Origin of the sequence: Corynebacterium sp. UMB10321 (assembly GCF_030228725.1) — a bacterium.
In the GTDB taxonomy this organism is placed as follows: domain Bacteria; phylum Actinomycetota; class Actinomycetes; order Mycobacteriales; family Mycobacteriaceae; genus Corynebacterium; species Corynebacterium pseudogenitalium.
Genome location: NZ_JASOZC010000019.1, coordinates 1 through 5,587 on the forward strand (window position 1 = coordinate 1; position 5,587 = coordinate 5,587).

Annotated in this window: 2 protein-coding genes; both read right to left on the reverse strand. The window is 57.0% G+C overall.

Annotated features, from left to right (window positions below):
* On the reverse strand, positions 1-2,493 hold a 2,493-nt coding region (locus QP752_RS11120), incomplete at its 3' end, for a putative Ig domain-containing protein (RefSeq protein ID WP_284805526.1).
* A 538-nt stretch (positions 2,494-3,031) separates the two neighbouring features.
* Positions 3,032-5,587, reverse strand: a 2,556-nt coding sequence (locus QP752_RS11125) for a Rib/alpha-like domain-containing protein (protein WP_284805527.1), incomplete at its 5' end; no start/stop codon positions are given.

Consider the following 5,587-nt stretch of genomic DNA (forward strand, 5'->3'; position numbering starts at 1 on the left):
CTTGTCAGTGAACTTCGGAGCAGGAACCGTAGCATTCTCGCCCGGCTTACCCTTACCGTCCTCATACTTCGGCTCAAACACATCGGTCGTCGGCGCGATATTCAGTGGCACAACATCAGTGTGCTCAGTCTCTTTGCCATCCCGGTCAACCAGCACGTACTTCACCGTCACGTTCGGCTTCTCCTCAGAAGCCTCAACCGCAGACGTCGGGGTGCCGGTGATTGTGCCATCCTTGAACTCCAAACCGGCCGGAAGACCCTCAACCGTGATGGAGTCCTTCTTGACTTCAAAGCCTTGCGGAAGAGGACCGAAGCCTTCCGGCTTCACTTCCTGGGTGTACTTCGTACCAGCCGTACCAGCTGCAAGCGGGGAATCCGTTACCACAATCTTGGTAACAACCTTCTCCTGGCGAGGCTCGGTAACCGTCTTTTTCTCAGTCTTCTCGACGCGCTTTTCCGGATCTTGCTCGTCCGGATTTTCGTAGACCGGGTTGCCATTCTCATCAACGACCGGCACGTTCTTCTCAACCACAACATCAACCGTACGGGTCACAGTCACCTCAGTGGTACCAGCCTTCGTCGGCGTACCAGTGATCTTGCCGGTCTCGGGGTCAATTTCAAGGCCATCAGGCAAGCCCTCCGCCGAGTATTTCGGCGCAGCACCTTCAGCGACATTTTCCGGCAGCTTCTTGAACAACGGCGCTACCTTATCGGCCGAGTACGTATCGTAACGCGAGCCCAACGGAAGCTGCTCAGGAACAACAGCGGTAAACGAATCCGCCATCTCCCACTGATCCGACGCCTTCTTCGACACCGGGTCATAGTCAACGACGGCAGCGGTGTAGACCGTGGTTGCCTTCAGATCCTCAGGCGCCTGGAAATCACACGACGGGATAACACCCTTGTCATCGCTCTTAGCGATGCACATCGCATCCTTGATCTCAGTCTGCTTACCATCCGGACCAGTTGCGTACCAACGGATCGCATAATCCGAATTCGGCACCAACCCAGCAGTCTTGGTGGTCACCTTGGACCCGGCACGACCCTTATTGTCATACGAGTTGTACTCCGGAATATCAAAGATCGGCTGCACAGACATCAACGGGAACTGCAGACCAGTCATCTTGTAGCCCGCAGTCATGCCACCTTGATCGGTGTAATTCTGGAACATGTTCATCGGGAACGCCGAATTCTTCACATCCCGACCCTCGATACGAGGATAGATGTACATGTAATCAGTGTTGATGTGGCGGCGCTTCGCCGAGTTAATCGCACCACCAGAAAACGCACCATACCGAGCAGCACCAGTCTCAGTCTCAAACGTCTCAGCAACCTTGCCAAAGTCACCCTTAGCAAGCTTGTTGGAAACCTGCGCTTTCTGATTCTCCTGCGTACGAGACACACCATATGTGCCCTTAAACGGCAGGTAAATCGTGCCGTCAGCCTTCGACGGCACCACTACCGTCTCAGCAATATGGGAACCTTCGCCGTGCTCAGCCTGGTACGCCTTGATAATGCGCTCCTGGTTCGCACGCTCCTGCTCAGGCGTGTAACCATCATTGGCGTCCTTCCACGCGTCAATCTCACGCGCGACCTCATCATTAAGGTACGAGGCAACAATCTCGACACCACCAGCGGCACGGTCACCCTGACCAGGCTGGTACTTGTAGTAGCCCGGCAGCGAACCTGCATCCTCACCGGACTCCCACCACACCTGCGACTGGTTCGGCGCAGCAAGACTGTCGATCGCACCAAATTTGCCATAGTCCGGGAACTGACCATCCACCGTCGGCTGGCCCGTCTCACCATCAAGCGCACGCGTCCACTCGGACTCAGGCTTCGCCAACCAACCAACATGGTTCGGCTTCTCCTCAAGCACGAAACGACCAGCAGTAATACGCGAACCAGACGGACCAGCCGTAAAGTTCCACGACTCCTGAGTACGATCCGTACGCGTGGTGTAGCGGCCCGACTGCATATCGCCGGCCATCACGACGGAGTACTTGTCCTTATCTGGGTTCTCACCCCACACGCGGACGCGGGTCTTGCCGCCCTGAACGCCAGCTAAATGGAATGCCGGTGCATCGTATTCGTTGGTGACCTTCTCTGACAGGTCGAAGGAGAAGCGGCCTTCGGAGTCTGTCAGCGTGTAGAACGTCGGGGAAACCTCGCCCTTCCCATTCACATACTGCAGGTAGATGACATTGCCCTTCAAAGGCTCGTCACGGTCATCCCGGCTGTCCGGACTACCGTTCTTGTTGATGTAGGCGTAGCCGTGGTAGCCGTAGTAGTCACGCCACCCACCCTTGGTGTAGATAGCGTTTGGCACCTGCTGGTTCTTGCCCTTAGCTTCTGCAGGCGCCTCAGCACCAGCCGCTACAACTGGCACATCCTGCGCAAACGCAACCGGCTGCGCCAGCGGCGCAACCAATGCAAATGACAACGCAGCCGCAGCAATCGACGTGCCACGACGTGCCTTAAATTGGCCTCGCATAAACATTCCTTCCATATGATCTAATCAATGTGACTACCTACCTGTCAGCCAAGGTCTAGTAAAACCACAAAACTGCAGGTGGTGGACGTAGACAGTGGTCAACGATTAGTCACTCGCTGTAAATTGTATCAATCTATGGAAAATGCAGGACCCCCACAGGGCTTTTCTAATTCTCAACCACAAAGAAGTACAAATGCCAGATAAGCACAGGTGGAATGTAGTAATTTTTTCTAGTGATACATTTTGGTCACTATAAATGGAACTCATCGACGCAGTTCCAATAGGACCAGTTCAATTAAACTGGAAGACAAATGTTAATAATTGTCGACACAATTACGGCCAATTACGCAAAAGTAAAAGTTGCTGCCTATTGCAGTAAACACAATAGGCAACAACTGTAATTTTCTTACCAAGACTTTAGGCAAGATTTACGAAATGTAGCCCCCTGCATGGGGGAGGAGGCTACATCACCATCCTTTTATGTCTTCGGCGTATCGGTTTCAGGTGCTTTCGGAGTGGACGTCGATACGTTGTTGTCCTACTTCGAGGACAGCTTCACCGACTTTCCGGAGGAGCCCTTCAGCTCCAGATCCTTCACAGAGGAGCTTGGTCCGCCGGGCTTGCAGGCGTCGTAAATGAACGTGCCTGCCAGGACACCAGCAGCGATCAGCGCGATGCCAGCGACAACCATGCCGAGGTCCGCACCGACGGTGCGCAGCTGGGCGTTGATGCGCTCCGCCTGACGTGCCATCTCCGGGTTGAAGATGCCAGCCTGCTGCTGGATGCGGGTGTTCGCAGCCTGCAGCTGCGCCTCAACCTGGCCGGCGAGGTCACTCAGAACAGGGATCTGAATCTGGGAAGCCAGGCCTAACGGCAGCAGTGCGATCAACGGCAGACCGAAGCCCACAGCGGTTGCGGCACAGGCGCCAGCGTTGACCTTGCCAGCAACCGTGACGGTCTTCGCCATATTGCCATGGCCGTCCCTCACGTTGACCTTGTCACCCTGCTTGAGCTCAACACCCTTTGGCAGGTTCACGGACCAGTTGCCGTTCGCGTCGGTCGTGGCCTCAAGTTCCTTGCCATTCGGCAACGTGACAATGATCGTCTCGTTCGGGCGGTCGCCCTTACCGGAGATCTTCGTGTCACCAGCCGTAATCGGGTTCACCGTCGGAGCAGTGGTGTCGGGAGCTTCCGGTTTCTCGCCGTCGTTCGCAGGGTCGGAGCCAGCCTTGACCTCAGCTTCATTCGTGACGCCGTCGCCATCGAAGTCGCCATTCGGATCCAGCAGCGACTTGCCGTCCTTGCCGATCAGGTCGAAGTTGGCGCTCGCACTGTTCGTCGAGTCGTCCTCGTAGGTGAAGTCAACATCAACAGACGGGCGAGCGAACGGTGTGAAGGTTTCAAAGAACTTATCCCAACGCTTCTCGACGTCAGTGCTCTTGAGCTCCGGCAGCTTCGCCTTGAACTCGTCGGAGACATCCTTCAGCGACGGCGCCTTCGCCTTGAGCACACCGTTGTCCTGCGGGGTGAACGCCCACTTGTCGGCGCCTTCAGGCTTCTTCGCCTTAACGCTCTTCACCGGCGTCTTGACGCCGAATGGGTCATTGGTGTCCTTCTCGCCATCAACCGGAACGCCCGTGACCTTGTCGTACTCCGGCACGAAACGCTCAGCGTCGGTGCCGACGGTGATGGTCGTCTGCACCTCGTCGGTGGAGCCGTCCGGGTAGGTCACAACAACAGTGACGTCGTAGACGCCCGGCTTCGAGGTATCCGGGGTCTCCTTGTACTTGAACGTCGTGCCCTTTGGCAGTTTGTCGGCGTCCTTGATGTTGCCCTTCGCGTGCGGGGTACCGCCGGTCTTGACCTTCTGGTCCTGGCCCTGCGGGTCGTTCTTGTCGGCGTCGGTCGCGTTCTTCTGCACCTTGACGTTGGCAGTGACCTTGTCGGTGGTGCCATCCGGGTAAGTGACGACGATCGTCACCGGCTTGTCACCCTCAGTGGAGGTGTCCGGTGCCTTTTCGTACTCGAAGGTCGTGCCCTCCGGCAGCTCGTCGACGTTGGTGACGTGATCCTTTGCCTCAGGGACCTCATTCGGAGCGACGGTCTTGTCCTGGACCTGTGGCTCGTAGGTGTCGGCGTCAGACTTCTTCGGCTGCTCCGGCTGCGGCTTCGGTTCTTCCTTCTTCGGCTCCTGCACCTTCACGGTGGCCTGCACCTCGTCGGTGGAACCATCCGGGTAGGTCACGATGACGGTGACCGGCTTATCACCAGCGGTAGTGGTATCCGGGTCCTTCTTGTATGCGAACGTCGTGCCCTCCGGCAGGCTATCCGCATCCTCGACGTTGTCCTTCGGTTCCGGCTTCTTGCCGGTCTCAACCGTCTGTCCCTTGCCCTGCGGGTCATAGGTGTCAGCGTCAGACTTCTTGGGTTGCTCCGGCTGAGGCTTCGGATCCTCCGTCTTCGGATCCTCCACCTTCACGGTGGCCTGCACCTCGTCGGTGGAACCATCCGGGTAGGTCACAATGACGGTGACCGGCTTGTCGCCAGCGGTAGAGGTATCCGGGTCCTTCTTGTATGCGAACGTCGTGCCCTCCGGCAGGCTATCCGCATCCTCGACGTTGTCCTTCGGTTCCGGCTTCTTGCCGGTCTCAACCGTCTGTCCCTTGCCCTGCGGGTCGAACTGTTCAGCCTGATCCTTGGCAACCTTCACCGTCACCGGCACCTCGTCGGTGGAACCATCAGGGTAGGTCACAACAACGACAGCCTTCTTGTCACCAGAGGTGTCGGTCTTCGGAGCATCCTTCCAGGAGTACTTGGTGCCCTCCGGAAGCTCTTCCTTGTTCGCGATCGAATCCTCAGCCTTCGGCTCGGAGTTCTTCGCAACCTCCTGGTCCTTGCCCTGCGGGTCGAACTGTTCAGCCTGATCCTTGGCAACCTTCACCGTCACCGGCACCTCATCGGTGGAACCATCAGGGTAGGTCACAACAACGACAGCCTTCTTGTCACCAGAGGTGTCAGTCTTCGGAGCATCCTTCCAGGAGTACTTGGTGCCCTCCGGAAGCTCTTCCTTGTTCGCGATCGAATCCTCAGCCTT